Genomic DNA, 25,122 nt, shown 5'->3' on the forward strand with positions numbered 1-25,122 from the left:
TCGACCGCGGCCCGAGCGACGACCGAGCACGTCGACGCCCGGATCACCCGCGTCGTCCGCCGCAGCGCTCCGGAGGCCGCGGCAGCACGCCCCGCCCGCCCGAGCCGCACGCGCCGTGCCAGCCGGATCACCCTCACCAGCGCCGCAGCCGCGCTCGCGATGTTCGCCGCGTCCGCGATGCCCGCGCACGCCAGTGCCGGGACGTCGGTCGCGACCTCGACACTGGCGCCGCAGGTCCGGACGCAGGACTACGCCGTCACCCAGGCGGTCACGGCGAGCAACCTCGACCGCGACGACTTCACGGTCGGCGGCGGGCAGCAGGTCGTCGTCGCCGGCGACGGCAGTGCCGCGGGCGCGGTGTCGTACGGCGGCGAGGTCCGTTCGCCCTTCCCCGGCCCGGTGCGCATGAGCTCGGGCTTCGGCTACCGCTCCGCCCCGTGCGCCGCGTGCTCCTCGCTGCACCAGGGTCTCGACTTCAACCCGGGCATGGGGGCGCCGATCGGTGCCGTCGCCGCGGGCAAGGTCCGGGTCTCCGGCACCTACTTCTCGTACGGCACCGCGGTGATCATCGACCACGTGATCGACGGCCGTCGCGTCTCGACGCTCTACGGGCACATGATCCCCGGCTCCTCGCCACTGCGTGCCGGTGACACGGTCGCCGCCGGGCAGTTCATCGGCAGTGTCGGCTCCTCCGGCGTCTCGACGGGCGCGCACCTGCACCTCGAGGTCCTCATGGACGGCGTCACACCGATCGACCCCGAGGCGTGGCTCGAAGCGCGCATCGGCCGTTCGCTCACCACCTGACCCGGACCCGGACCCGGACCCACAGCACTCGCGCAGCACGGGTGCGGCGACGTCCCAGCGGACCTGTGCAGGATCACAGCATGGACGATCACCACAGACCGCCCGCCCGTCGCCGACCCTCGGCGGTGTCCCGCTGATGGACGCCGACACCTGGATCGCCTTCGGGCTCGTCATCCTCTTCGTGCTCGTCGGCGGTGTCTTCGCCGCCGCGGAGATCGCCCTCGTCTCGCTCCGGGAGTCCCAGCTGCAGCAGCTCGAGCGACGCGGGTCCCGCGGGGCCCGGGTCGCCGCCCTCGGCCGTGACCCGAACCGCTTCCTGTCCGCCGTGCAGATCGGCGTGACCGTCGCCGGGTTCTTCTCGGCCGCGTACGGTGCGTCGTCGATCGCCCCGGACGTCGCGCCGCTGCTGTTCGGCCTCGGACTCGACCAGGGCGCGGCGGAGGCCCTCGCGCTGGTCCTGATGACGCTGGTCATCGCCTACCTGTCGCTCGTGTTCGGCGAGCTCGTGCCGAAGCGACTCGCCCTGCAACGCGCCGAGGGCTTCTCGATGGCCGTCGCGCCGACGCTCGACCGCTTCGCGACCCTGATGCGCCCGGTGATCTGGGTGCTGTCGAAGACCACGAACGGCGTGGTCCGACTGCTCGGGGGCGACCCGGACGCCCGCAGCGAGTCGATGAGCACCGAGGAGCTCCGCGGCCTCGTCGAGGACCACGACGCGATCGACGCGCAGGGCCGCCGCATCGCCCGGAGCGCGCTCGACGCCGGCGACCGGATCCTCCGCGAGTCGATGCGCCCCTGGTACGACGTCTCGACGATCGACGCCTCGCTCAGCATCGCCGACGCCACCGACCACGCCATCGAGGTCGGCCACACCCGCTACCTGGTCACCGAGGGCTCCCGCGACGACGTCACGGGCTTCGTGCACCTCCGCGACCTGCTCCGACCGACCGACCCGACGGCGCCCGTCTCGACGCTCGTGCGTCCGGTGCTCGCGCTGCCGGAGACGAAGTCGCTGTCGAGTGCGATCGCGGACATGCGCACCGAGGGGCACCAGATAGCGCTCGTGGTGGACGAGTACGGCGGCAGCGCGGGCATGGTGACGCTCGAGGCGCTGCTCGAGGACCTCGTCGGCCGTATCCGCGACGAGTACGATCCACCGGCAGCCGAGTCCGACGGCATCGACGGTGCGACCGTGCTCGAGGACCTCGCGGCCGACGGCGGCCCCCAGCTGCCGGACGGCGACTACGAGACCGTCGGTGGACTCGTGCAGGTGCACCTCGACCGGGTCCCGCAGGTCGGCGATGTGGTCGACGCCGGCGAGCACCGCCTCGAGGTCACCGAGATGGACGGGCACCGCGTGGCGCGCGTGCGGGTCACGTCGCGTGCCGCGGACGCCGCCGAGGCGGCACCGACAACCGCCGAGCCGGTGCACGCGGTCCCGCCCGTCGCCTAGCCAGGCCGCACCGGACGGGAGGCGCGGTGCCGACGCGCACCGCGCCTCCCGTCCGTCACGGGTACCGCCGGTGCCTGTCGTCGCGACGGTCCCGCCACGTACGCTCGTCACATGGGTATCGACGTGCGCAACGAGATCCGTGACTTCCTGTCCTCGCGACGGGCACGGCTCACCCCCGACGAGGTCGGGATGCCGTCGTTCGGCGGCGGCGTCCGACGGGTGCCGGGCCTTCGGCGGCACGAGGTCGCGATGCTCGCCGGGGTGAGCGTCGACTACTACACGCGACTCGAACGCGGTTCGCTCAAGGGGGTGTCGGACAGCGTGCTCGAGGGCCTCGCGGGCGCGCTGCAGCTCGACGAGGACGAGCGGGTGCACCTGTTCGACCTCGCCCGCCTGGCCAACGCCGGCGTCAAGGTCATGCACCGGAACGTGCCGACGCGGGTCCGACCGGGCGTGCAGCGCCTGCTCGACGCGGTCACCGGCGCGCCCGCGTGGGTGCGGAACGAACGCGGCGACGTCGTCGCGACGAACGAGCTCGGCCGCGCGCTGTACGCACCGATGTTCGCGGGCCCGGGCCGTCCCGTGAACACGGCGCGGTTCACGTTCCTCGACCCTGCTGCGCGCGACTTCTTCCCGGACTGGGCCGCGACCGCGCGCGAGGCCGTCGCGGTCCTCCGTGCCGCCGCCGTCGCGAACCCCTGCGAGCCCGGTCTCGTAACGCTCGTCGGCGAGCTCTCCACGCGGAGCGAGGAGTTCCGCGGCTGGTGGGCCGCGCACGACGTCCGGGTGCACCGGCGGGGCGGCAAGCGCATCGCGCACCCGATCGTCGGCGAGCTGCAGCTGGACTTCGAGGCGCTCGAGCTCGTCGCCGACCCGGGGCTGACGATGTTCACGTACTCGGCGGAGCCGGGCAGCGAGTCGGAGCGGTCGCTCGCGCTGCTCGGCACCTGGGCCGCGACGGAGCGGTCCGAGCGGCTCGCCGCCGTGCGCGCGGGCGACGCCGAGCAGGACGACTGACCGGCTGACCGGACAACCGGACGACCGCCGTCGTCAGCGGTCGGGCGTCACGGGGTCGGGCGTCACGGAGCGGACGGTCCTGCGGGTCCGTCCGGGCGAGGGCTGCCGTCGGTCGGGTCGTCGCTGTCGAGCGTGTCCACGAGCGCGTCGACCCGGAGCCGGTCGATGCGCAGCTCCTTCTCGGCCGCGGTCAGCCGCAGCACGCGGATGGCGGCGAACACGAGCACGATGAGCGCGATGACGAGCACGAGCAGCAGCAGCACGACCGCCAGGTAGACGATGCTGACGACGGCGAATCCCCCGGAGACCATGCGACGACGCTAGCAGGGTGCGTTCGTAGGGTGGGGCGATGACGAGGATGCCGGCGGACGACGACACTGCGGCGCTGCTGCGGCGACACCGCCGCCCGGAGCCCTCGTTCGTCCGCGCGGTCGCGACGGCCCTCGGCGGTGCCCGCACCGTGCGCGAGGTCCGACCGGGACCGGTCTCGTACGTCCCCGCGGACCGCGATGTCGTCGCCGCCGGGGATGCCGACGCCACGCTGCTGACCTTCCCGACCATGGACGCACTCACCGCGCTCGCCCTCCCCGCCGGTGGTCGTGTCGTCGTGCTCGCGCGCGACCCGGACCGCCTCCGCGCCGGATGGCTCGCCGAGTACGCGTCCGCGGTGGTCGCCGCCGAGGCGGACACGCTGCCGACGATCGACCGACTGGCGACGCTCGTCGGGCCGTCCGTCGAGGTCGCGCGCCTGCCGGTGCCGTTCACCTGCGTGGACGGCTTCGGCGAGAGCTACTACGCGCGACCCGAACGGCTCCTCGACGCCGAGGTCCGCGCCGCCGACCCGGCGTGGGGCCTGGTCGACGACCTCACCGCCCGCCGATCGGTCGCCGCCCTGCGGAACGCGCTCGCGTCGGGCGAGTGGGACAGCCGGTACGGGGCGCTCCGCCGTCGGCCGACGCTCGACGGGTCGGTCGTCCTGCTGCGGCCCGCTCCGTGACCGGGTCGTCGGCGCGACACGCCCGGCTTGACACACCGTCGTAGGCTGGGACCGTGAGTCAGCAGGAGGTGGTCGGCGCGCAGAGCGCCGGCATCAGGGCGTGACGCCCCCGGCTGTGCCGCTCGGCACGGCCGCGTCCGTCGAACCCTGACCACCCCTCCGCCCGAGCGGCGCGCATCCGCGCCCGGGCCCGTCGAGAGCGACCACACCGTGCTGCCCATCAGCGAGAAGACCATCCGTTCGTCCTTCGTCAACGCCTCCCGCAAGGAGGTCACCGACCTGACCCTGCCGACCGACCTCGAGACGCTGGACTGGGAGTCGCTCGACTTCCTCGGCTGGCGCGACCCGAAGACCGCGCGCCGTGCGTACGCCGTCGTCCCCACGCTCGAGGGCGACCTCGTCGGCATCCTGTTCCGGCAGGCCGAGGCGTCGCCGCGTGCACGGGCGCAGTGCTCGTGGTGCCAGGACGTCAAGCTGCCCAACGACGTCGTCTTCTACGCCGCCAAGCGCTCGGGGAAGGCCGGTCGGAACGGAAACACCGTCGGCACGCTCGTGTGCCAGGACTTCCAGTGCTCCCGGAACGTCCGGCGCCCGGTACCCCCGGCGTACGAGGGCTACGACGTCGAGTCCGCCAGGGTCCGTCGGATCGAGGACCTGCAGCTGCGCGTGGCCTCGTTCGCCGCCGAGCTCTGACATCGACGAGCTCTGACATCGACGAGCCCGCGAAACGCAACCACGGCGGATGCCCGCATCGCTGTACCGCTGCGAGCATCCGCCGACGTTGCGTCCCGCGGAGGAGCTCCGGGAAACGCCGGCGTAACGCGGGGTCCCTAGGGTGTGGCGGGTGGACCTCCGCGACTTCGACTCCGCCCCCGCCGACGACGCCCGATGGACCGCCCTGCAGTGGGCGGCGGTGCCCGGCTGGGCCGACACCCTGGTGGCCGCTCGACCGTTCCGCACCGTGCCGGCCCTGATCGCCGCGGCGACCGAGGCGGCGGCGGAGTGGACCGCGGCGGACCTCGACGCCGCCCTCGCCGAGCACCCCCGCATCGGTGAGCGCACCACCGAGGCGTCGTCGGCCAGGGAGCAGGGCGCGATGGCGACGGCAGCGGACGACGTCGCAGCGGCGATCGCCCGCGGGAACGCCGCGTACGAGGACCGGTTCGGCCGGGTGTTCCTCGTGCGTGCCGCCGGTCGGACGCCAGAGGAACTCCTCGCCGAGCTCGAACGGCGGCTCGCCGGTGACCCGGACGCCGAGGTCGCCGAGGCCACGGCCGCCCTGGCCGACATCGCCGTGCACCGGATCCGTGCAACCTTCGGCGTCCCGCACCTGACCACGCACGTGCTCGACGCCCGCACCGGTACCCCGGCCGCGGGCGTCGCGCTGACGCTGCGCACCCCCGAGGGCCAGGTCCTGGCCACCGGGGCGACCGATGCGGACGGTCGCGCCGGAATCGGGCCCGACGTGCTGCCGCGGGGCGACCTGGAGCTGCGGTTCGACACCGGCGCACACCACCGCGCCGCCGGGGTCCCGTCGTTCCACCCGTACGTCGTCGTGGCGTTCACGGTGACCGGGACCGAGCACCTGCACGTGCCGCTGCTGCTCAGCCCCTTCGCCCACAGCACCTACCGCGGCAGCTGACCGCGCGGCCCGTCAGGCGAGGCTGTCGCCGACCGTCGCGACCGGCGCCGTCGAGCGCACCGCGTCGTAGGACCCCGCCACGGGGTCGTCGCCGTACCGCTCCCGCAGCCCGTGCGACCCGAGCAGCAGGTTGAGCAGGATCGCCGCGACCGCCCCGGCCGAGATGCCCGAGTCGAACACGAGCGTGAACCAGGTGGGGAACGCGCCGTAGATCTCCGGCGCGACGGTCGGTAGCAGCGCGATCGCGAGCGGCAGCGCCACGACGAGCACGTTCCGGTTGTCGAACCGCACCTTCGACAGCGTCCGGATGCCGCTCGCCGCGACCATGCCGAACAGGGCGACCCCGGCGCCGCCGAGCACCGCGTGCGGCACCGCCTCGACGACGGCCGCGACCTTCGGCACGAGCCCGAGGACGACGAGGATGCCGCCCGCCGCCGTCGCCACGTACCGGGAGCGCACGCCGGTCAGCGCGACCAGCCCGACGTTCTGCGCGAACGCCGTGTACGGGAACGTGTTGAAGACCCCGCCGAGCACCGTGCCGAGGCCGTCCGCCCGCAGTCCGTCGGCCAGCGTGCGGCGCGACACCGGACGGTCGACCACCTCACCGACGGCCACCATGTCGCCCGTGGTCTCCGTCATGATGACGAGCCCGACGACGAGCATCGACACGATCGAGGCGAGGTCGAACGTCGGCAGGCCGAAGTGGAACGGCGTGACGACGGCGAACCAGGCGGCGTCGCCGATGCCCGATCCGTCGACCATGCCGGGGACGAACAGCGCCGCCACGGTGCCGAGGACGAGCCCGAGCAGCACCGAGACCCGGGCCAGCCCGCGCGGCGCGAAGCGTTCGACGAGCACGACGGCCAGCAGCACGCCGGCCGCGAAGGCCACGTCGAGCGGATCGGCAGCGCCGCCCTCCCCACCGTCGGTGATCCACCCGGCGGCGACACTCGTGAGCGAGACACCGATGATCAGGATCACGGTGCCGGTGACGATCGGCGGGAACAGCCGCACGAGCTGCGAGAACCACGGCGCGACGAGCACCATGAAGAGCCCGCAGGCGATCGTCGCCCCGTAGACCGCCGTGATGCCGTGCGCGCTGCCGATCGCGATCATCGGGCCGACGGCAGCGAAGGTCACGCCCTGCACGAGCGGCAGGCGGACCCCGAAGCGCCAGAAGCCGACGGACTGCACGATCGTCGCCAGCCCGGCGACGAACAGGTCGGCGCTGATCAGGAAGGCCAGGTCGGCCCGGTCGAACCCGAGCGCCCCGCCGACGATGAGCGGGACGGCGACCGCCCCGGCGTACATCGCGAGGACGTGCTGCAGTCCGAGCGGCAGCAGTCGTGCGAGCGGCGGGACCGTGTCCACCCCGTCCGGTGCGGTGGTCGTGCGTGGTGTCCTCGTGCTGGTCATGGGTGCCCCCGTCGCGTCGCCGGTCACGTGTCACCCCGACGCTAGGGAACCCCTGTTTCCACGCCGTGACGAGCACGGGTCGCGCGCATCACGCGGTCCGGCCCCGGAACGCACGTTCCGGCTGTGCACCGGCGACGACACGGACGGGAGGCCCGTGGCGGGGTCGCCACGGGCCTCCCCTCCGTCTCCTGGGCGCGTCAGCGACCGATGGACGACATGTCCGGGTACCGGTCACCGGTCGGGACGGGCAGCGCCGACAGGCGCTCGAGCTGGTCGGCGGACAGCGTCACGTCGGCCGCGCCGACGTTCTCCTCGAGGCGGGAGACCCGCTTCGTGCCGGGGATCGGGACGACGTCGTCGCCCTGCGCGAGCAGCCAGGCGAGGGCGACCTGGCCCGGCTTCGCGCCGACCTCGGCGGCGATGTCCTTCACGGCGTCGACGATCCGCATGTTCTCGGCGAACGCCTGCTCCGCGAAGCGCGGGTTCTGCCGGCGGAAGTCGTCCTCGTCCAGGTCGGACGGCTTCGTGATCGCGCCGGTCAGGAACCCGCGGCCGAGCGGCGAGTACGGCACCAGGCCGATGCCGAGCTCGCGGAGGGTGTCGAGCACCTCGCCCTCCGGGTCGCGCGTCCACAGCGAGTACTCGCTCTGGAGCGCGGTGATCGGGTGCACCGCGTGGGCCTTGCGGATGGTGGCGGCGCTCGCCTCGGAGAGCCCGATGTGGCGGATCTTGCCCTCCTGCACGAAGCCGGCGAGCTGGCCGATCACGTCCTCGATCGGGACGGCCGGGTCGACGCGGTGCTGGTAGTACAGGTCGACGTGGTCGGTGCCGAGGCGGCGGAGCGAGCCCTCGAGGGCCTCGCGCACGGACTCGGGAGCGCTGGAGATGCCGCGCTGCTGGGTCGGGGTCTGCTCGCCGGCCTCGTGTCGGTACAGGCCGAACTTGGTGGCGATGACGACCTGGTCGCGGCGGTCGCCGAGGGCACGGCGGAGGAGTTCCTCGTTCGTGTACGGGCCGTACGCCTCGGCGGTGTCGAAGAGGGTGACGCCGAGGTCGATCGCGCGGTGGATCGTGCGGATCGACTCGTCGTCGTCGGTGCCGGCGCCCGTGTAGAAGGCGCTCATGCCCATGGTGCCGAGGCCGACGGATCCGACCTCGAGGTCTGCGAGCGTGCGTGTCTGCATGCCTGCAGGTCTACTCCTGACCGCCCCTCGTCAGGGAGGTACCGGCGCAGCTACGCTGAGGGGACGGACAGTGTCCGCGACGGGAGGGGAACGTCATGACCGTGGTCTGGATCGTCATCGGGGTCGTGGTGGTCATCGCCGCCCTGCTCGTCGTGCTCGAGGTGCAGAACGTGCGCCGCCGCGGGGCCCTGGCGCACCTGGAACCCGTGGACCCGCGCGTCGGCGAGCGCGCGATGTCCGAGGCGTCGGCCGCGCACTCGGTGATCGAGGGCCAGGCGAAGTCGGCGCACCCGGGCATCAGCGGCGCCGGGGGCGGTCCGCTCGCCTGAACGACCCCGACCGAGCGGTTGCAGGTTCCGCTGCACGGTGTTGCACTCGACACCGGACGTGCTCGTGCGGTTCCTCCAACGGGATCGGACGCACAGCCCGGCACTGGTGTGATCGATCCGTGAACCTGTACCTCCGGCTCTTCCTGCTCGGTCTCCGCCTGCGGCTGACCGCCCTGCGACCGGGCCCGCGTCCCTCGCTGTGGACCGAGGCCCGGACGCCCTTCCGGGTCCTCCCGACGGACCTGGACACGTTGATGCACGTCAACAACGGCCGGTACCTGACGCTGATGGACCTCGGCCGGTACCACCTGTTGTACGGGTCCGGCTTCTGGCAGGAGTCCGCCCGCCGCGGCTGGTACGCCGTCGTGGCCGCACAGACCATCACCTACAAGCGCTCCCTGACGCTCGGGGAACGCTTCACCCTGCACACCCGGGTGCTCGGCGTCGACGAGCGCGCCGTGTACATGGAGCAGACCTTCGTCCGGCAGGGTGCGGTCGTCGCGCGGGCGGTCGTGCAGGCGCGGTTCCTCCGGCGCGAGGGCGGCCAGGTGACGCCCGACGAGGTCGTGGCCGCGGCGGGCGGCGCGGCGCGGGACCTCACCCTGCCCGGCTGGGTGCACGAGTGGGCCGACGCCGTGCGGATCAGCAGCGGCGGCAGCGTGCGCTGAGCCGGACGCCTGCCTGGGCCGGCGACCGTCCTACGATGACCACGTGGACGACGACGACCTGGTGCTCCCCGACGCCGCCGCCTGGCGTGCCTGGCTCGACGCGCACGAGGACGACCCCGACGGCGTCTGGCTGGTGCTGGCCAAGAAGGGCACCACGGAACCGACCTCGCTGACCTACGACCAGGCACTCGACGAGGCCCTGTGCTCCGGGTGGATCGACGGGCAGAAGCGCGGACGGGACACGGCGACGTTCCGGCAGCGGTTCACCCCGCGCCGCCGGGCGTCGCTCTGGTCACAGCGCAACATCGGGCTGGTCGCCGTGCTCGAGGACGCCGGTCGCATGCGGGCGCGCGGTCGCGCCGAGGTCGACCGGGCGAAGGGCGACGGCCGGTGGGCCCGCGCCTACGCCGGTGCCGCCACCGTGACGGTGCCCGACGACCTGCGGGCCGCCCTCGACGCCGCACCCGCGGCGGCCGCGCTGTTCGCCGAGCTCGACGCGACGAACCGGTACGCCGTCCTGCACCGGGTCGTCACGGCACCGAGCGACGCCGCGCGGGCGAACCGGATCGCGAAGCTCGTGAGCGGGCTCTCGGTCGGTGAGACGCCCTACCCACGCCCGGGTCGCTGACCGCCGCGCGCGCTGGCTACGTGAGCGCCAGGGGGACACCGACCCAGCAACGGGTCACGCCACGGGCGTAGACCGGGATCATGACCACTGGTACCGACACCACGAACCGTCCTGCCGCCGCCTCGGGCACGTTCCGCATCGGCGGCGACCTCGAGGTCCACCGCCTCGGCTACGGCACCATGCAGCTCACCGGCCCGGGCGTCTGGGGTCCGCCGAAGGACCACGACGAGGCCGTCCGCGTGCTCAAGCGCGCCGTCGAGCTCGGCGTGGACTTCTTCGACACCGCCGACTCCTACGGCCCCTACGTCGCCGAGGACCTGCTCCGCGAGGCCCTGCACCCGTACGGCGACGACATCGTCATCGCCACCAAGGCCGGCCTGACCCGCACAGGGCCGAACGAGTGGCCGCCGGTCGGCCGTCCGGAGTACCTCCGCCAGGAGGCCGAGATGAGCCTCCGCCGCCTCGGCCTCGAGCGCATCGACCTCTTCCAGCTGCACCGCATCGACCCGAAGGTGCCCCTCGAGGACCAGGTCGGCGAGCTGAAGAAGCTGCAGGACGAGGGCAAGATCCGCCACATCGGCCTGTCCGAGGTGTCGGTCGACGACGTCAAGGCCGCGCAGCAGCACGCCGAGATCGTCACCGTGCAGAACCTCTACAACCTGCAGAAGCGCGACGCCGAGGAACTCCTCGACTGGTCCGAGGAGCAGGGCATCGGCTTCATCCCGTGGTTCCCGCTGGCGACCGGCGGCCTGACCGGCGAGGACTCGCCGCTCACCGAGATCGCGGAGCGCAAGGGTGCGACGCCGGCGCAGCTCGCGCTCGCCTGGCTGCTGAAGCGCTCGCCCGTGATGCTGCCGATCCCGGGGACCTCGAGCGTCGACCACCTCGAGGACAACCTGCAGGGCGCGACGATCGAGCTGTCCGACGAGGAGTTCCAGGAGCTGTCGAAGCTGGGGGAGTGAGTTCCACCCGAGACCGGACGGGAGGCCCGTGGCGACGCCGCCACGGGCCTCCCGTCGTCTCGTGACCACTTCGTGACCCGTCTCGGCTTGTCCGGGCCTACCGCGTATGTGCATACTCGGTATGTCCAAGGCGGGCGGAGACGGGGGAGTCACGATGAGCGTCAAGATGGGCGTACTCGCGCTGCTGGTGGGAGGACCCGGGTACGGGTACCAGCTCAGGGGGGAGTTCGAGCACCGGACCGGAGGGAGCTGGCCGCTCAACATCGGCCAGGTCTACACGACGCTCGACCGCCTCGAACGCGATGGCCTCGTGGCCCGCGGGGACGCCGACGACGACGGACACGTCGTCTACACCGCGACCGACGCGGGTCGCGAGGAGGTTGCACGCTGGTTCAGCGAGCCGGTGCCCGCGAAGCGCGGACGCGACGAGCTCGCGATCAAGTTCGCCCTCGCCGTCACCGTGCCCGGCGTCGACGTCCCACGACTCGTGCAGGTCCAGCGGGCGTCGGCGATGCGCGCCCTGCAGGACCTGACCCGGCTCAAGCGGACAGCCGATCCGTCCGAGGACCTGGCGTGGTCCCTGGTCCTCGAGTCGATGGTCTTCCAGGCCGAGGCCGAGGTGCGTTGGCTCGACCACGTCGAGAGCTCGGTCGCACGGTACATGCCGCCCGAGGTACGCGATCCCGACCCCCACGGCGGATCCATCGCCGCTGCGGCACGTTCGGCCGTCCGATGAGCGCGACCGGAACGGCTCCGCTGCTGGCCCTCGACGCGGTGAGCGTCCAGTACGGCACCGGCGAGCGGTCAGTAACCGCACTGGCCGGTGTCGACCTGGCGGTCGCGCGTGGGGAGATGGTCGCGGTCATGGGGTCCTCGGGGTCCGGCAAGTCGACCCTGCTGGCCTGCGCCGGTACCCTGCTGCCACCCACCAGCGGCGAGGTCCGCATCGACGGGGAGTGGGTCTCCGACCGTCCGGCCCGCGAGCTCGCGGCGCTCCGTCGACGCCTGGTCGGCTTCGTGTTCCAGGACTTCAACCTCATCCCGTCCCTGACCGCGGTCGAGAACGTCGCGCTGCCGCTGGAGCTCGACGGCTGGAAGGCGAGCAGGGCCCGTCGCGCCGCCGAACTCGCGCTCGAGAACGTCGAGCTCGGGGACCGTGCAGACGCCTTCCCCGACGACCTGTCCGGCGGGCAGCAGCAGCGCGTCGCCATCGCCCGCGGCGTCGTCGGCGAACGGCGCCTCGTGCTGGCCGACGAACCGACCGGCGCGCTGGACTCCCAGACCGGCGAGGTCGTGCTCCGGATGCTCCGTCGGCACGTCGACAACGGCGCGGGTGCACTGCTCGTCACGCACGACGCACGGCACGCGGCCTGGGCGGACCGGGTGGTCTTCCTGCGCGACGGGCGGGTCGTCGACGAGACGGTCTACGCCGGCGTCGAGACCCTCGTCGGTCGAGCAGCCTCGTGAGGATCGGGCCGGCGCTCCGACTCGGACGCCGCCTGGCCTTCGCGAAGATGGGCCGTGCCGCCCTGACCGTCTCGCTGATCGGCATCCCGACGACGGGGTTCGCCGCGGCCGCCGTGGTCGTGCAGTCGACGCAGGCGACCACCGAGGAGTCCCTGCACTACGACCTCGGGCACGCAGCCGCGCAGATGCGACTGGTCGGACCGGACGTCGCCGGCATGCGCCAGGACCCGGTGCAGTGGCAGTACACCGACTCCGCTCCGCACAGCCCGGCGGCCGACGCCACCGAGGACACCCCCTGGGCGGACCTGCTCGACCAGGTGCCGGACGGGGCCGAGGCGATCCCGGTGTCGACCACCCAGGTCGTCGTCACCGGACCGAAGGCGCCGGTGGTCGTCCCCACCGTCGAGGGTGCGACCTGGTCGCCCGTGCTCGACGGGCACTGGCACGTGCTGAGCGGCAGCGCGCCGACGTCGGACGACCAGCTGATGGCCACCCCGGCGACGCTCGAGCGGCTGCGCGTGGCCGTCGGCGACACCGTGACCGTCACCGACCCGGTGCGGAAGCGCTTCACCGTCACGGGGACGATGCGGGACGCCGCGGAGGACCCCGACGGTGAGGGCCTGTTCGTCCCGTCGGGCTCCCTGCCCGCGAGCGACGGTGGTGCATCGTCGTCTCGAGGCAGCGCTGACCTGACGGTGTTCCTGCCGACGGACGCCCCGACGTGGTCGGAGATCCGCGCCCTGAACGCCCACGGCGTCGTGGTGCAGTCACGGCCGGTCGTGCTCGACCCGCCGGACGACCGACTGAGCGGCGGGGGGATCGGCAACGCTGCGACCGCCTACTACGGTGCCCTGGCGCTGCTCGGGGTGTTCGCCGCGTTCGAGGTGGCCCTGCTCGCGGGAGCCGCGTTCCTCGTCGGCACCCGGGCGGACACCAGGACGCACGCGATCGTCACCAGCCTCGGCGGTGAGCGCGGCTTCGTGCGGGCGGTCGTCGCCGGGTCCGGGTTGGTGCTCGGGCTCGTCGGTTCCGTGCTCGGGACGGCCCTGGGCACCGGGATCGGCGTGCTGGCGTTCCGGCTGCTCGACAACGGCAGCGTCACGAGGTGGCCGGGGCTGCACGTGCCGGTGCTCGTCCTGGTGACCGTCGCCGCGGTCGGTGTGGTGGCCGGTCTCGTCTCCTCGCTCGTCGCCGCCCGGGCCGCCACCCGGATCGACGTGCTCGCGGCCCTGCGAGGCTCCCTGCGCCCCGCCGCTCCCCGACCCCGCACCGAGCGGCGCCGTCGGGTGTGGGTCCCGGTGCTCGTCGTCACGGGCGCGGTGATGACGCTGGCGTGCGGGGCCGGGGTGCTCCTGCTCAACGACCGGCCCGTGCAACAGGACCGGTGGGCGTGGGTCGTCGGCGTCGGGGTCGCGCTCGGCCCCTGCCTGGTGCAGCTCGGCGTGGCCCTGGCCTCGCCGTGGATCCTGGCCGCGGTCGCCCGTGCCGCGTCACGACTCGGGCTCGCGGCCCGGATCGCCGCGCGGGACGCCCGCCGCAACCCGGTCCGGACCGTCCCGGTGCTCGCGAGCGTCATGAGCGTGGTGTTCGTCGCCTCGGTCGTCATCACGTGGAGTGCGTCCGAGCACGCCCGGTACGTCCGCCAGTACGAGTACGCCACCGCGGTCGGGGTCGCCACCGTCGACGTCGGGGCCTCGGACGCGGAGGGCTACCCCGCCGGCTACGACGCCACGCTCACCGCGAAGGCGGCCCGCGTGGTCGCCGGCGCACTCGGCAGCGCCGACGTGCACGTCCTCGCCGTGAACCGCGAGAGCGCCGGGGAGGACCCGACGACCGTCACCGTCCCGCACGACTTCGCCCGGCGGGAGTGCCCGACGACGAACACCACGACCTGCGCGAGCTTCCTGCAGTCCGTCGGGTCGGGCACGCCGCACGTCACCGCGGGGACCCTCGACGACTACGCCCTGCTCACCGGACACCGGCCGTCCGCGGCGGTCCGGCAGGCGCTCGAGGACGGACGGGCGGTGTCGCTCTGGCCGGAGTACGTCCACGACGGCGTCGTCCGGATCGACACCTGGCGCGACCGCACTGCCAACGACGTCGAACCGCTCGAGCGCCGTCGTCCGGACGCGACGACGACGATCCCCGCGATCGCCGACGTCCAGACGCCGCGGATCCAGGTCGGGGTGTTCATGACCCGGGAGACCGCTGCCGCGCACGGGGTCCCGCTGGTCGACGGCGTGCTCGCGGTCGACCTTCCCGAGGGCCTCAGCACGCGTGGGTACGACGACCTGTACGCGGCGTGGCAGGCCGGCGGCGGCGCGGACCGCGAACGGTGGGGTGGTCCGACGCCGACGGTCGAACTCGGCCCGGTCGACGACCAGGCGACCGTGCAGGCGCTCGTCCTCGCGCTGGCCGCCGCCGTCACCATCGGCGCCACCGCCGTCGCGGTCGGGCTCGCCCGCTCCGACGGACGCCGTGACGACGAGGTGCTCGACGCGGTCGGGGCCGCTCCGGTCGTGCGGCGCCGGGTGTCCGCATGGCAGGCGGCGATCCTCACCACGATCGGGGCCGTCGTCGGCACCCTGCTCGGGCTGCTCCCGATCCGGGCCGTCACCCTCCGGTTCGGCGACGGTCCGCTCGGAGCGACCCACATGCCCTTCGTGCCCGACTGGCCCCTGCTCGCCCTGCTCGCCCTCGGCCTGCCGCTGGTGGTGACGGTGGGCACCTGGCTGACCGCGGGGCGCGGGTCCCGTCCGGCGGTGCGCCGTGCGCACTGACCGCGGGAGCGTCACCGGCCGCGAACCTGTGAACGGCCACGAGGACCCTCAGTCAGAGCGTCTGTTCCCCAGGTCTGGGGACTGGTTCCGGCGGGCGATCCGGAGGATACCTGTACCCGTGTCCCGCACCACCCGCCTCGCCCTCGTCGCGAGCATCGTCTCCGCCGCCTGCCTCGTCGGAGCCGGTGTCTTCGTCGTCTCCGCCCCCCACACGGCGAGCGCCGAGGACCGCCCCGTCGCCACTGCACCGGCGTCCCGGGTCGAGCGGAACGCCGACCTGCCGCGTCCGAGCACACCGAACCAGGTCGTCTCGGGGGCACTGGACACCCCGGCGCTGTCGGACGCCGTGCCGTTCGCGTACGCCGGCGACTCGATCACCGCGCGACCCGACTCGTGGCTCCACCAGCTCGAGTCCGACGACCGGCTGCACGCCGTCGGCGGGTACGCGCACAGCGGGTACCGCGCCGACCAGGTGCTCGCCGAGATCGGCCCGGTCCCGCAGGCCCGCGTGCTCGTGGTCGAGGTCGGGACGAACGACGTCAACCAGGCCGTCCCGCTCGACCGCACCATCGCGGACGTCGGCGCGATCGTCCGCAAGGTCGGGGCGTCGCGGGTGCTCGTCGTCGCGGGTCCGCCGTCCGACTGGACGTGGAGCAGGTGGGGTGCCGACCGCCGCTCGGGTCAGATCGTCCTGACCGACGCACTGCACACCGACGCCGACGCCCACGGCTGGGCGTTCGTCGACCCGTTCCGGTCGCTCCGGGCGGCCGACGGCGCGTACCTGCCCGGGACGACGCCCGACGGCATCCACCCGACCGCCGAGGCGAACCGCTCGGTCGCCGCAGCGATGGCCGACGCGATCGAACGGACCGCGCGCTGAGACGGACGGGAGGCCCGTGGCGATGCCGCCACGGGCCTTCCGTCCGTCGCCGCTCACTCCGGCAGCGGCTCGGCGTACGTCCGGAACTCCCCGCGCTCGGAGTGGATCGTCCAGAGCCGCTCGGCGACCGCGGCCGACGAGTGGTCGTCCTGCCCGTCGTCGATGCCGAACGGGATGATCAGCTGGCCGACGTGCACGTGCTCCTCGGCGACCGCGTCGTGCAGGAGCTGCGCGTAGGCGCTCTCGCCCGCGAACGCGACCGAGGTGCCGGTGACCCGCGCGCCGGGACGGACGGCGCTGCCCCCGTTGACGAAGAGGATCGTGCCCGTGCCGATCGCGCGCATGCCCGGGAGCACCTGGCGCACGGCGTTCACCGCGCCGTAGACCGAGAACTCGACCGGACCGACGAGGTCCTGTGCCGTGGTCTCGAGCACCGGTCGCATGTACTCCTTGGCGGGCAGCGGGCTGTACTGCAGCACCTCGATCGGGCCGAGCTGCTCGGTGGCGGCCTCGAGCGCAGCGCGGAGCGAGTCCCCGTCGCGGACGTTCGCGGCGAAGCCCTGCGCGCGGTACCCGGACGACCGGAGCTCGGCGGCGAGCGCGTCGAGTCGGTCCTGGTTGCGGGAGATCAGGGCGATGTCGAAGCCCTCGCGGCCGAAGCGGTCCGCGACGGCGCGCCCGAGGCCCTTGCCTGCGCCGACGATGGCGATGGTGGTCATGCGGTGGTCCTTCCGTGGGTGTGGGGCCGACGGTAGGCCGCGCTGCGCAGCGGTGAGGGGTTCCGGCGGGAACCCCCAGCCGTTTCCCGACGGGGCCGTGTGGACTCGGGACACGACCCGGGAGGAACACCGTGGACACCACCCGCACACGCCGCAGCCGACGCACCTGGTCCGCCCTCGGACTGGCCGCCGTGGCCACGCTCGGTCTGACCGCCTGCTCCGACGACCGAACGGCGACCGGGCCGGACGACCCCGCCGGGCAGCGCAGCACCGCGAGCCCGCCGGCCGACCTCGCCGCGGGGCAGCTCGCACCGGACGGCCGGACCACGGACGTCGTCTCCGGCCTCGAGGCACCGTGGTCGGTGGTCCCGGTCGGCGACGACGGGGATGCGTTCGTCAGCGAACGGGACTCCGCACGCGTGCTCGAACTCCGGGCGGACGGGTCGACCCGCGAGGTCGGCACGGTCGAGGGTGTCCGGCACGGCGGCGAGGGCGGACTCCTCGGCCTCGCGCTGCACGACGACGACCTGTTCGTCTACTCGACCGCCGGCGACGGGAACCGGATCGAGCGGTACGACCTGACCGGGGACACCGGCTCGTACCGGCTCGGCGGGGCGACGACGGTGATCGACGGGCTGCCCGCGAACACCTTCCACGACGGCGGGCGCATCGCGTTCGGCCCGGACGGCATGCTCTACGCGAGCGTCGGCGACGCGGGGCAGCGCTCCGAGGCGCAGGACCGCGACTCCTTCGCGGGCAAGATCCTGCGCGTGACCCCGGACGGCGGCGTACCGGACGACAACCCGTTCGCGGGTTCGCCCGTCTGGTCGCTCGGGCACCGGAACGTGCAGGGCATGGGCTGGGCCGCGGACGGCACGATGTTCGCGGCGGAGTTCGGCGAGGACCGCTGGGACGAGCTCAACGTCATCGAGCCAGGGGGGAACCACGGGTGGCCCGAGGTCGAGGGCACCGGTGGCGAGGACCGCGGGTTCGTCGACCCGGTGCAGCAGTGGTCGACCGACGACGCGTCGCCGAGCGGCCTGACCGTGATCGGCGACACGGTCTTCGTCGCGAACCTCGAGGGGGAGTCCGTCCGGGCCGTCCCGGTGTCCGACCCGTCGAGCTCGACCGTGTACTTCCGGGGCGAGCACGGGCGCATCCGCACGGTGCTCCCCGGCCCGGACGACACGCTCTGGTTCGTGACGAACAACACCGACGGCCGCGGCGACCCCCGCGACGGCGACGACCGGATCCTGTCGGTGCCGCTCACGGAGGTGGACTGAGGGCGGAGCGCACCGCGTCGAGCTGACGGTCGGGGTCAGGGCCGGAACGTCTCCGGCACGTCGAGGTCGCCGTGTTCTACCTGCCAGCGCAGGGCGTCGCGGACCGTCTCCGACGCCGTGTACGCCGGTGCGTAGCCGAGCACCCGCTGCGGCTCCTCGGTGCTGAACACCTGGCTGCGGGACAGGTGCTCCCAGCTGGCGTCGGCGTGCTCGGGAGCCGTGGTCTCGCGGAACCGGTCCCAGCTGACGGACTCGAGCCGTGCCTCCCGACCGGCCCACGACGCGACCAGGTGGGCGTACCCGCGCACGGTCAGCGCGGTCGACGCCGTCGCGAAGAAGGCCCGTCCGGCCGCGGCGTCCCGCTGTTCGACCGCGAGCTGGAACAGCTGCGCGACGTCGTCGGCGTGCACGTGGGCCATCGACTCCGCGCCGAGGCCGGGCACCTCGACGACCTCGCCCGCGGCCAGCCGCTCGATGACCGCGGGGTCGAGGTTGCCGAGCGGACCGATCGGCACCCAGCCCGGTCCGCTGATGTGCCCGGGGTGGATCGACGTCGTGGTGACACCCCCGTCGGCGGTCTCCCGCTCGAGCATCCGGGCGATGGCGTCCTTCTGCGTGCCGTACTCGCCGAACGGCGGTGTGGCGGTGTCCTCCGTGATCGGGAGGACGTGCGAGACACCCGCGCGCCAGATCGAGCCGCAGTGCACCAGGTGGGTCCGACTGCCGCGGAGTGCCCGGACGAGCTGCTCGGCCGACCCGAGGGTGAAGCAGACGAGGTCGACGACGGCGTCCGCGCCGAGTGCGGCGATGCGGGCGCCGAACGTGCCGTCGCGGTCCTCCTGCTCGCGGTCGGCGGTGATCCGCTCGACCTGGTCCCACTCGGGGGAGTCCGCGTAGGGGCTGCTGGTACCGCGCGTCACGACGGTGACGCGGTGGCCGGCCCGGACGAGGCGGGGGACCAGGAAGGTGCCGATGTGTCCGGTGGCTCCGATGACGACGATGTCCATGCGGGCCACGCTAGGCGCGCGCTCCCGTGCGCGGCAGGCACTGGTGGTGCTCCCCGGTGGGCGGGACGGCGACGGGGCGGACGACGGACGGACGGGAGGCCCGTGGCGGGTCCGCCACGGGCCTCCCGTCCGGTGTCGGTCCGGTCAGGACCCGCTGACCGCCCGGACGGAACCGGCGATGACCGCCGCGTCCTCGGCGAGCGCGCCGACCGGGTCGGGCAGGCCCGAGCTGCTGAGGAGCTTGCGGGCGGCCCACCCGGCGAAGCTGCCGACGACCGCGCCGACGCCACCGAGGATCGCGCCCTCGATGCGGAGGTCACGGCTGCCCGTCGTGCCGAGCGCCGCCCCGGCGAACGCGCCGGCGCCGATGCGGCCGACCAGGCCCATCGGGGAGATGCGGGCGGGGGCCTTCGGGGACTTGTCGCCGATGAGCTCGCCGATGGCCGACGCGACGAGCAGCCCGCGGCCGAGCGGCGTGCTGAAGGCCTTCCACTGCTGCCAGTCGCCCTTCAGGGCCTTGTTGTCGTGGTTCAGGGCGAGGACGGCCAGCGGGGTGCCGCTCCGACCGCCGCTGAGGACCCCGAGTGCCAGGGTGCGGACCAGGGTGTGCTGTTCGTGCTGCTTGCTCATGGTTCTCCCGTCGTGTCAGGTCGGACGGTACTCGCGCGACGCTCGGGGGACGCGGCGGCTTGCTGTCGCTCGGAGCCGCTCCGCGTAGCGTCCGCGGCATGAGCAACGTCATCCTGTTCGGCGGCCACGGCAAGGTCGCACTCCTCGCCACCCGCATCCTCACCGAGCGCGGCCACAGCGTCACGTCCGTGATCCGCAACCCCGACCAGCAGGACGAGGTGCGCGCCCACGGCGGCGAACCCCGGGTCGCCGACGTGCAGGAGCAGTCGCTCACCGACTTCGCCGACCTGGTCCGCGGGCACGACGCCGTCGTGTGGTCGGCCGGGGCCGGCGGCGGTTCCGCCGACCGCACCTGGGCGATCGACCGCGACGCCGCCGTGCTGTCCGTGCAGGGTGCCGCGCAGGCCGGGGTCGACCGGTACGTGATGGTCTCGTGGTCCGGGTCGAAGCTCGACCACGGCATCCCGCAGGACCAGGACTTCTTCGCGTACGCGCAGTCCAAGATGATCGCCGATGCCGTCCTCCGGGACTCCGGGCTGCAGTGGACCGTCGTCGCGCCGAGCACCCTGACCGACGACGAGCCGACCGGCTCGGTGGACTGGGACGGTTCGGCGTCGCAGGTCCCGCGCGGCGACGTGGCCCACGTGGTCGCCGACGTCGTCGAGGACCCGTCGACCGCCGGCCGCACGATCCGCTTCAACGGCGGCGGGACGGCGATCGCCGACTTCCTGCAGCAGCGGTAGCGGCACGCTCGCGGCGGCGGACGGACGACCCTCCGCCGTCGCGGGCCCGTCCGTCATCCTGAGCAACCGCACAGGAGGTCGGGCACCATGGACGGATGGCCACGACGAGACCACCTGACCCCGCCGCCGACCAGCTCCGCCCGGGCGAGCCCGTCCGGACCACCCCGGGGCTGTCCCGCTGGGTCTTCTGGCCCGCCGCCGTCATCGTGCTCGCGTTCGTCGCGTGGACGCTCGTCGCGCCGGCGTCGGCCGAGGCCGTCTTCACCGCGCTGCAGGCCGGCATCGTCCGGAACTTCAGCTGGTACTACGTGCTGGCGGCTGCATTCTTCGTCGCCTTCGCCCTGTTCGTGGGCTTCAGCCGGTTCGGCGACATCAAGCTCGGCAAGGACCAGGACGAGCCGGAGTTCAGCACGCGCTCCTGGTTCTCGTTGCTCTTCGCCGCCGGCATGGGCATCGGGCTCGTCTTCTACGGCGTCTCCGAACCGCTGAGCCACTTCGCCGACCCGCGTCCCGGTGTCTCCGGGTCGGAGCAGCACCTGGCGCAGGAGGCCATGACCCAGACCTTCCTGCACTGGGGTCTCCACGCCTGGGCGATCTACGTCGTCCTCGGCATGGCCCTGGCGTACGCGATCCACCGCCGCGGCCGCCCGGTGTCGATCCGGTGGGCACTCGAACCCCTGCTCGGCAACCGCGTCCGGGGCGGCTGGGGCAACGTCATCGACGTCGTGGCGCTCATCGGCACGCTGTTCGGCGTCGCGACGTCGCTCGGCCTCGGTGTGCTGCAGATCGGCGCGGGCCTCGAGAGCGCCGGCATCGCCGAGAGCAGCACCGTCAGCCAGATCGCGATCATCGCCGTGATCACCGCGCTCACCATCGTGTCGCTCGTCACCGGTGTGGCGAAGGGCATGAAGATCCTGTCGAACGTGAACCTGCTGCTCGCCGCGGCGCTGCTCGTGTTCGTCCTGGTCGTCGGACCGACCCAGTACCTGCTCCGCGACTTCGTGCAGTCGATCGGCGCCTACCTGCAGAACGTCGTCGGCCTGTCCTTCAACGTCACCGCGCAGCAGGGCGCCGCGGGCGAGGAGTGGCAGGGCGCCTGGACCACGTTCTACTGGGGATGGTGGATGTCGTGGGCCCCCTTCGTCGGCATCTTCATCGCCCGGATCTCGCGCGGTCGCACCGTCCGCGAGTTCGTCTTCGGCGTGCTGCTCGTGCCGACCGCCCTGACCTTCCTCTGGTTCGCCGTCCTCGGTGGTGCCGCCATCCACCAGGAGACCGACGGCGCCGGCGGCCTCGTCGGTGCGGACGGCTCCGTCGACGTCGAGGGGTCGCTCTTCACGTTGCTCGCCGACCTGCCCGCCGGCGTCGTGCTGACCTTCGGTGCGATCCTGCTCATCGGCGTGTTCTTCGTGACGTCCTCGGACTCGGGGTCGCTCGTCATGGCGATGATCGCGTCCGGCGGTGACATCGAGCCGAAGAACTGGCTCCGGGTCTTCTTCGCGGTCGTCGCCGCGCTGCTCGCCGTCGCGCTGCTGCTGACCGGCGGGCTGAACGCGTTGAAGACCGCCGCGATCACCACGGCGCTCCCGTTCAGCGTTGTGCTGCTCATGGTCTGCTGGTCCACGGTCATCGCCTTCAATCGGGAACGCCGGGCGTACGACAAGGCGGAGCGCGAGGTCCTGCTCGAGCACGTCGGTGCCTACTACGGCCTCGAGGTCGACGCGCCGGAGCAGCGGCAGTCCGGTCGTCCCTGGGACCTGGTACGCCGGTTCCGCGGCGGCCGTGGGCGGACCGCACCGGCCGTCGGCGGGGTCAGCACCTCGCCGGACGCCTTCCCGGTGCACACGCAGACCGTCTCGCCGGACCCCGGCATCGACGCAACCCTCGATCCGGCACCGGGGGAGACGTCCGTCGGCCGGTCGGACGAGCGCTCCGGGTCCTGACGCGACCGGGTGACGGACGGGAGGCGCGGTGCCGGCTGGCACCGCGCCTCCCGTCCGTCTGCGGTCGCCTCGCAGCATCGACGGGTGGTGGCGCGCAGGATCGGGGTGTAAAACGGGGGGCATGACAGTTGCAGCAGGGATGCACCACGCGCGGTCGACGCGGCTCGACCTGCGGGAACTCGTGCAGGAGCTGAACGCGGCTCTCGGCCCGACACTCGTGGCCGCCGCTACCGGGAGCAAGGACCGCAAGCTCCCGCTGAAGTGGGCCAAGTCCGACGGTCCTCGCCCGGGGAACGACTTCGAGCGGCGACTCCGGCTGCTCTCTCGCACGTGGAACGCCATCGCTGAACACGAGGGTGCGCACGTCGCCCGCGCCTGGTTCATCGGCGCCAACCCGTTCCTCGAGGAGCGCACTCCACTGACCGCCGTCCGAGAGGACGACGCTGCGCAGCTCGGGCGAGCGGTGCAGTCGTTCATGGACGGCACCGCGGACACGTGACGAGCCGAGGGCCACGCACCTGCACGACGACGGGGCTTCGACTCCTCCCTGCTCGGAGCGACACCGGGTACCGCGTCGCGAAGAGCAACCACCCGCCGGTGTCCGCACCGACTCGCGGTCGGCACGGCGACCACGCTGCAACAGAACGCTCGAGCTGGGGTCGTTACGACGCCGCCGGTACGGAGACCTACTACACGGCCGAACTCCGCACCGGTGCATTCGCCGAGGTGCTCGCCGCGTTCAAGGTCCCGCTCGGCACGGGCAGTGCGCTCGAGGTGGACGCCGCGGCCGTCGGGCTGACCCTCGAGGAGTTCCTCGCCGATGTCGCCTCCGACTGGGACGAACGGTCGTTCATGCAGACCGGAACGCTCCCGCGATCGTGGCGCGACGACCGGACAGTCCTCTCGTTGGAGCACCCGAGCACCGGTTGGTACGTCGACGTCGAGCACCCCGACACACTGAGCGCCATCGAACCCAGCCTCCGATCGCACCTGCTCGTCGGCGGGTGGTCGTCCTTCACCACTGCCGTCCTCCGATCGGACGACCGGTCGGTCACCACCGCCGTCGCCGATCTGGTGCACGACGCCGTCCTCGACGATCAGACCCACCCACTCGGCATCCACTTCGGGAGCAAGCACGGCGAGTCCTGGTGCCGGGCGACGTGGCTCGACAGGACCCGGGACCTGTCCGTGCTGTCCAGCCGGGCCATCGAGCTCGGCGACCCCGACTTCCGGACGGCGACCCACCGGTTCGGCCTCCGAGCCTTCTGACATCGACGCGACCCTCCGGACGGGAGGCGCGGTGCCGGCTGGCACCGCGCCTCCCGTCCGTCCTGCCGTCAGCCGAGCTGTGCCGCGAGCACGTCCGGCGTCTGCTGGAGCGACGCCTTGACCATGGCGCTCCACTCGTCGACGACGACCTCGGAGAGCCCCTGCTCGACCCCGTCGAGCGAGGCCCGTGCGACGTCGGCCGGGTCGGTCATGTGGCCGTCGTACCCGGCCATCATGTCGGTGTCGGCCGCGCCGAGGTGCAGCCCCTGGACGGTGATCCCGGCGTCGCGCAGCTCGAGCCGGACGGCGTTGGTCATGTTCCACTCCGCGGCCTTCGCGACGCCGTAGGCACCCGATCCCGGGTACGCGAACCAGGACAGCGCGGAGAGCACGTTGACGACCGCGCCGCCACCGTTGCGCTCGATGACCGGCGCGAAGGCCCGCAGCATCGACAGGTTCCCCCAGAGGTGCGTGTCGAGCAGCCGGTGGGCGTCGGCCAGGTCGTCGCGCAGCAGCGAGCCGGTCCCGGCGATCCCGGCGTTGTTGACGAGCAGCGTGACGTCCTGCGCGGCGGCTGCCGCAGCGGCGACGGACGCCTCGTCGGTGATGTCGAGCGGCAGCACCTCGACGCCCTCGACGTCGACGAGCTCGGGGCGGCGTGCGGTCGCGTAGACCTTCGACGCGCCGCGCTCGAGCAGCTGCGTGACGAAGCGGCGGCCGATGCCCCGGTTCGACCCGGTGACGAGTGCGACGGATCCGGCGATGTCCATGGTGTCCTCCTGCCGGGCGGGCACTTCCCGCGGCGGCTCGGCTACGGTAGGACCTCACATCGGTGTCAGGTGCAAGTGCAGATCGGAGACGACGTGCGGATCGGTGACCTCGCGGCAGCGACCGGGGCGAGCGTGCGCTCGCTGCGGTACTACGAGGAGCAGGGGCTGCTCACGGCGGAGCGGACCGCGGGCGGCCAGCGGTCCTACGCCGCGGCGTCCGTCGAACGGGTGCAGCTCGTGCAGCAGCTCTTCGCCGCCGGACTCCCGAGCCGCACCATCGTGCAGCTGCTGCCGTGCGTCGACGCCGGGGTGGCGACACCCGAGTCGTTCGCGCTGCTCGTGGCCGAGCGCGACCGCATCACCGCGCAGCTCGCCGAGCTCGAGGCGGCTCGGGACCGGCTCGACGAGGTCATCGCGATCACCGAGCACCCGACGGCCGAGCACTGCCCGGCGCTCCGGGAGCACGCCGCAGCGGCCTGAGCACCCGGCGCGCGGGAGGCGCGGTACCGATCGGCACCGTGCCTCCCGCCC

Annotated in this window: 27 protein-coding genes and 1 pseudogene; 21 read left to right on the forward strand and 7 right to left on the reverse strand. The window is 73.1% G+C overall.

The genetic code is table 11. The features are described 5' to 3' along the window. From D8M35_RS17195 to D8M35_RS06240, 3 genes are all read left to right on the forward strand, one after another. Positions 1-804: M23 family metallopeptidase (locus D8M35_RS17195; RefSeq protein WP_148113335.1), on the forward strand; the 804-nt coding region annotated here is incomplete at its 5' end. A gap of 136 nt (positions 805-940) precedes the next feature. Further along, entirely contained in the window at positions 941-2,257 is a 1,317-nt protein-coding gene (locus D8M35_RS06235) for a hemolysin family protein (protein WP_126891060.1), read from the forward strand. A 111-nt stretch (positions 2,258-2,368) separates the two neighbouring features. Further along, positions 2,369-3,274, forward strand: coding sequence for a helix-turn-helix transcriptional regulator (locus D8M35_RS06240; RefSeq protein WP_174234701.1), 906 nt, complete (start codon positions 2,369-2,371; stop codon positions 3,272-3,274). Between the two features lie 62 nt (positions 3,275-3,336). Here the strand turns inward: D8M35_RS06240 and D8M35_RS06245 are convergent, their stop codons facing one another. Further along, positions 3,337-3,585: a hypothetical protein gene (locus D8M35_RS06245; protein WP_126891061.1), complete on the reverse strand. Its 249-nt coding sequence runs from the start codon at positions 3,583-3,585 to the stop codon at positions 3,337-3,339. Between the two features lie 38 nt (positions 3,586-3,623). Here D8M35_RS06245 and D8M35_RS06250 point away from each other — a divergent pair, with 38 nt between their 5' ends. From D8M35_RS06250 to uraH, 4 genes and pseudogenes are all read left to right on the forward strand, one after another. Then, entirely contained in the window at positions 3,624-4,271 is a 648-nt protein-coding gene (locus D8M35_RS06250; RefSeq protein ID WP_126891062.1) for an SAM-dependent methyltransferase, read from the forward strand. Between the two features lie 210 nt (positions 4,272-4,481). Next, positions 4,482-4,964 (forward strand): FBP domain-containing protein, encoded by a 483-nt coding sequence (locus tag D8M35_RS06255; protein WP_126891063.1) that lies wholly within the window; start codon positions 4,482-4,484, stop codon positions 4,962-4,964. A 151-nt stretch (positions 4,965-5,115) separates the two neighbouring features. Further along, positions 5,116-5,574: pseudogene (gene uraD / locus D8M35_RS16860) on the forward strand (2-oxo-4-hydroxy-4-carboxy-5-ureidoimidazoline decarboxylase); the annotation flags it as partial. Next, positions 5,575-5,913: a hydroxyisourate hydrolase gene (uraH, locus tag D8M35_RS16865; RefSeq protein ID WP_194074864.1), complete on the forward strand. Its 339-nt coding sequence runs from the start codon at positions 5,575-5,577 to the stop codon at positions 5,911-5,913. 12 nt (positions 5,914-5,925) lie between these two features. Here uraH and D8M35_RS06265 read toward each other — a convergent pair whose 3' ends face one another. Next, on the reverse strand, positions 5,926-7,329 hold the full coding sequence (locus D8M35_RS06265; protein ID WP_238638119.1) for a nucleobase:cation symporter-2 family protein: 1,404 nt from the start codon (positions 7,327-7,329) through the stop codon (positions 5,926-5,928). A 197-nt stretch (positions 7,330-7,526) separates the two neighbouring features. Beyond that, entirely contained in the window at positions 7,527-8,513 is a 987-nt protein-coding gene (locus D8M35_RS06270) for an aldo/keto reductase (RefSeq protein WP_126891064.1), read from the reverse strand. 95 nt (positions 8,514-8,608) lie between these two features. On the opposite strand from D8M35_RS06270, the gene D8M35_RS06275 reads away from it, so the two are divergent. From D8M35_RS06275 to D8M35_RS06310, 8 genes are all read left to right on the forward strand, one after another. Continuing rightward, entirely contained in the window at positions 8,609-8,842 is a 234-nt protein-coding gene (locus D8M35_RS06275; RefSeq protein ID WP_126891065.1) for a hypothetical protein, read from the forward strand. A gap of 119 nt (positions 8,843-8,961) precedes the next feature. After that, positions 8,962-9,510: a thioesterase family protein gene (locus tag D8M35_RS06280; protein WP_126891066.1), complete on the forward strand. Its 549-nt coding sequence runs from the start codon at positions 8,962-8,964 to the stop codon at positions 9,508-9,510. Positions 9,511-9,553: 43 nt separating this feature from the next. Next, positions 9,554-10,138, forward strand: coding sequence for a YdeI family protein (locus D8M35_RS06285; protein WP_126891067.1), 585 nt, complete (start codon positions 9,554-9,556; stop codon positions 10,136-10,138). A gap of 80 nt (positions 10,139-10,218) precedes the next feature. Beyond that, positions 10,219-11,100 carry an aldo/keto reductase gene (locus tag D8M35_RS06290; RefSeq protein WP_126891068.1) on the forward strand — a complete coding sequence of 294 codons (882 nt, stop codon included), beginning with the start codon at positions 10,219-10,221 and terminating at the stop codon, positions 11,098-11,100. Positions 11,101-11,254: 154 nt separating this feature from the next. Further along, positions 11,255-11,836: a PadR family transcriptional regulator gene (locus tag D8M35_RS06295; protein ID WP_126891069.1), complete on the forward strand. Its 582-nt coding sequence runs from the start codon at positions 11,255-11,257 to the stop codon at positions 11,834-11,836. Continuing rightward, positions 11,833-12,567 (forward strand): ABC transporter ATP-binding protein, encoded by a 735-nt coding sequence (locus D8M35_RS06300; RefSeq protein ID WP_126891070.1) that lies wholly within the window; start codon positions 11,833-11,835, stop codon positions 12,565-12,567. Before D8M35_RS06295 ends, D8M35_RS06300 begins: the two co-directional genes overlap by 4 nt. Continuing rightward, positions 12,564-15,347: a hypothetical protein gene (locus D8M35_RS06305; protein WP_126891071.1), complete on the forward strand. Its 2,784-nt coding sequence runs from the start codon at positions 12,564-12,566 to the stop codon at positions 15,345-15,347. The genes D8M35_RS06300 and D8M35_RS06305 overlap by 4 nt, the downstream gene beginning before the upstream one ends. A gap of 118 nt (positions 15,348-15,465) precedes the next feature. Further along, entirely contained in the window at positions 15,466-16,227 is a 762-nt protein-coding gene (locus tag D8M35_RS06310) for an SGNH/GDSL hydrolase family protein (RefSeq protein WP_126891072.1), read from the forward strand. A gap of 53 nt (positions 16,228-16,280) precedes the next feature. Here D8M35_RS06310 and D8M35_RS06315 read toward each other — a convergent pair whose 3' ends face one another. After that, positions 16,281-16,946 (reverse strand): SDR family oxidoreductase, encoded by a 666-nt coding sequence (locus tag D8M35_RS06315; RefSeq protein ID WP_126891073.1) that lies wholly within the window; start codon positions 16,944-16,946, stop codon positions 16,281-16,283. 131 nt (positions 16,947-17,077) lie between these two features. Between D8M35_RS06315 and D8M35_RS06320 the strand changes: the two genes are divergently transcribed. Then, entirely contained in the window at positions 17,078-18,229 is a 1,152-nt protein-coding gene (locus D8M35_RS06320; protein WP_126891074.1) for a sorbosone dehydrogenase family protein, read from the forward strand. Positions 18,230-18,264: 35 nt separating this feature from the next. Here the strand turns inward: D8M35_RS06320 and D8M35_RS06325 are convergent, their stop codons facing one another. Beyond that, positions 18,265-19,236 carry an NAD(P)-dependent oxidoreductase gene (locus tag D8M35_RS06325; RefSeq protein ID WP_126891075.1) on the reverse strand — a complete coding sequence of 324 codons (972 nt, stop codon included), beginning with the start codon at positions 19,234-19,236 and terminating at the stop codon, positions 18,265-18,267. 144 nt (positions 19,237-19,380) lie between these two features. Further along, the gene (locus D8M35_RS06330) at positions 19,381-19,866 is read right to left on the reverse strand and encodes a DUF4126 family protein (protein ID WP_126891076.1); all 486 of its coding nucleotides are present in this window, start codon (positions 19,864-19,866) and stop codon (positions 19,381-19,383) included. A gap of 98 nt (positions 19,867-19,964) precedes the next feature. Here D8M35_RS06330 and D8M35_RS06335 point away from each other — a divergent pair, with 98 nt between their 5' ends. From D8M35_RS06335 to D8M35_RS06350, 4 genes are all read left to right on the forward strand, one after another. Further along, positions 19,965-20,609 (forward strand): NAD(P)H-binding protein, encoded by a 645-nt coding sequence (locus tag D8M35_RS06335; protein ID WP_126891077.1) that lies wholly within the window; start codon positions 19,965-19,967, stop codon positions 20,607-20,609. A gap of 95 nt (positions 20,610-20,704) precedes the next feature. Beyond that, positions 20,705-22,552 carry a BCCT family transporter gene (locus D8M35_RS06340; RefSeq protein ID WP_126891078.1) on the forward strand — a complete coding sequence of 616 codons (1,848 nt, stop codon included), beginning with the start codon at positions 20,705-20,707 and terminating at the stop codon, positions 22,550-22,552. A 121-nt stretch (positions 22,553-22,673) separates the two neighbouring features. Further along, complete coding sequence (locus D8M35_RS06345) at positions 22,674-23,051, forward strand: hypothetical protein (RefSeq protein ID WP_126891079.1); 378 nt, start codon at positions 22,674-22,676, stop codon at positions 23,049-23,051. A 98-nt stretch (positions 23,052-23,149) separates the two neighbouring features. Then, positions 23,150-23,821, forward strand: coding sequence for a hypothetical protein (locus D8M35_RS06350; RefSeq protein WP_126891080.1), 672 nt, complete (start codon positions 23,150-23,152; stop codon positions 23,819-23,821). A 68-nt stretch (positions 23,822-23,889) separates the two neighbouring features. On the opposite strand, the gene D8M35_RS06355 is transcribed toward D8M35_RS06350, so the two are convergent. Further along, the gene (locus D8M35_RS06355; protein ID WP_126891081.1) at positions 23,890-24,591 is read right to left on the reverse strand and encodes an SDR family oxidoreductase; all 702 of its coding nucleotides are present in this window, start codon (positions 24,589-24,591) and stop codon (positions 23,890-23,892) included. 93 nt (positions 24,592-24,684) lie between these two features. Here D8M35_RS06355 and D8M35_RS06360 point away from each other — a divergent pair, with 93 nt between their 5' ends. Continuing rightward, positions 24,685-25,071: a MerR family transcriptional regulator gene (locus tag D8M35_RS06360; RefSeq protein WP_126891092.1), complete on the forward strand. Its 387-nt coding sequence runs from the start codon at positions 24,685-24,687 to the stop codon at positions 25,069-25,071. Positions 25,072-25,122: the final 51 nt, after the last annotated feature.

The sequence above is a fragment of the Curtobacterium sp. HSID17257 genome, from assembly GCF_003989515.1.
GTDB lineage: Bacteria > Actinomycetota > Actinomycetes > Actinomycetales > Microbacteriaceae > Curtobacterium.